At 72.0% G+C, this 1,426-nt stretch carries 3 protein-coding genes; 2 read left to right on the top strand and 1 reads right to left on the bottom strand.

Going from position 1 to position 1,426, the window contains the following annotated elements; genetic code table 11:
- Together AB0K92_RS33540 and AB0K92_RS33535 are read left to right on the top strand one after the other, a co-directional pair.
- Positions 1 to 370, top strand: a 370-nt coding sequence (locus tag AB0K92_RS33540) for an oligopeptide/dipeptide ABC transporter ATP-binding protein (protein WP_365929050.1), incomplete at its 5' end; no start/stop codon positions are given.
- 61 nt (positions 371 to 431) lie between these two features.
- Positions 432 to 935, top strand: coding sequence for a DinB family protein (locus AB0K92_RS33535; RefSeq protein WP_365929049.1), 504 nt, complete (start codon positions 432 to 434; stop codon positions 933 to 935).
- A 145-nt stretch (positions 936 to 1,080) separates the two neighbouring features.
- On the opposite strand, the gene AB0K92_RS33530 is transcribed toward AB0K92_RS33535, so the two are convergent.
- On the bottom strand, positions 1,081 to 1,426 hold a 346-nt coding region (locus AB0K92_RS33530), incomplete at its 5' end, for an oligopeptide/dipeptide ABC transporter ATP-binding protein (protein WP_365929048.1).

Below are 1,426 nucleotides of genomic sequence, written 5' to 3'. Positions count from 1 at the left end.
CAAGGTCATCGAGGTCGGCGACCGCGAGTCCATCTACACCCGGCCCCGGCACCCCTACACCCACGCCCTGCTCTCCGCCGTGCCCGAGGTGTCCGTGGCCGGCGAGCCCACGGGCCGCCGCGAACGCATCCGCCTCGCCGGCGACGTGCCCTCCCCGATCAGCCCGCCCTCCGGCTGCCGCTTCCGCACCCGCTGCTGGAAGGCGACCGACAAGTGCGCGACCGAGGAACCGCCCCTGACCCGCGCCGCCGGCAACCGCGAGGGCCACCTGACGGCCTGCCACTACCCGGAGGACCCGACGACCGAGGCCCGCACCGAGGACATCGTCCTGGACCCGGCGCTGGCGGCACTGGAGGAGCACACCGACTGACGGGGACGAGAGCTGTTAAACGACTCGACGGGGGACGGGTGTTCGGACATGCTCGTGCCTGATGACACGCACCGACACGCCTCCCGCCTGGGACGAGCGCACTCAGCTGACCACCTTTCTCGACTACACCCGTGACACGGCCCGCGCCAAGTGCGAGGGCCTGTCCGCGGAGGGGGCCCGCACGGCGCCCCTGCCGGGCTCGCCGCTGATGACCGTCTCGGGGCTGATCAGCCACCTGCGGTGGGTCGAGTACTACTGGTTCCAGGTGGTCTTCCTCGGCGAGGAGGACGAGGGCCCGTGGACCGAGGAGGACCCGGACCGCGAGATGCGCATCGCGGTGGACATCCCGCTCCCGGAGCTGCTGCGCGAGTACGCCGAGCAGTCCGCCCGCTACCGGGACCTGGTCGCCGCCCACGACCTGGGCGCCCGGGCCAAGGGCACCGTCCGCAGCGGCCTCACGGTCGACCTGCGCTGGATCCTGCACCACCTCATCGAGGAGACGGCCCGCCACAACGGCCACCTGGACATCCTCCGGGAGCTGATCGACGGCACGACCGGCGTCTAGGGCCGGCCCGGACGACGGACACAACGAAGGCCCGCGCCTGGGGAGGCGCGGGCCTTCTGCCCCTGGGAGCGGACGTTCGCGGGCTCGGGTCAATGGGCCGGTGAAGGTCCGATCCGTGGCGGCGGCTGACGGAAAAGGGGTGTTGTCAGACCGTCGCCTGGGGGTCCTTGGCGAGACGGGGTGCCGGAACGGTTCCCTCCGTCTCGGGGTAGTGGCAGGCGGTCAGATGGCCGGGCTTGTTGCCCTCCACCTGCACCAGCGGCGGCGCCTCCGTCGCGCACTTGTCGGTCGCCTTCCAGCATCGCGTGCGGAAGCGGCAGCCCGACGGCGGGTTGATCGGAGACGGCACGTCACCGGTGAGCCGGATGCGCTCACGAGCCTGGCCGTCGTCGGCGACCGTGGCCTCCGGCACGGCGGACAGCAGCGCCCGGGTGTACGGGTGGCGCGGGTTGCCGTACAGATCGTCGCGGTCGGCGATCTCCACGATCTTA

It is taken from the genome of Streptomyces sp. NPDC052687 (assembly GCF_040678395.1).
GTDB lineage: Bacteria > Actinomycetota > Actinomycetes > Streptomycetales > Streptomycetaceae > Streptomyces.
The sequence above is the reverse complement of the archived record's forward strand: the minus strand, read 5'-3'. Positions and strand labels throughout refer to the sequence as shown.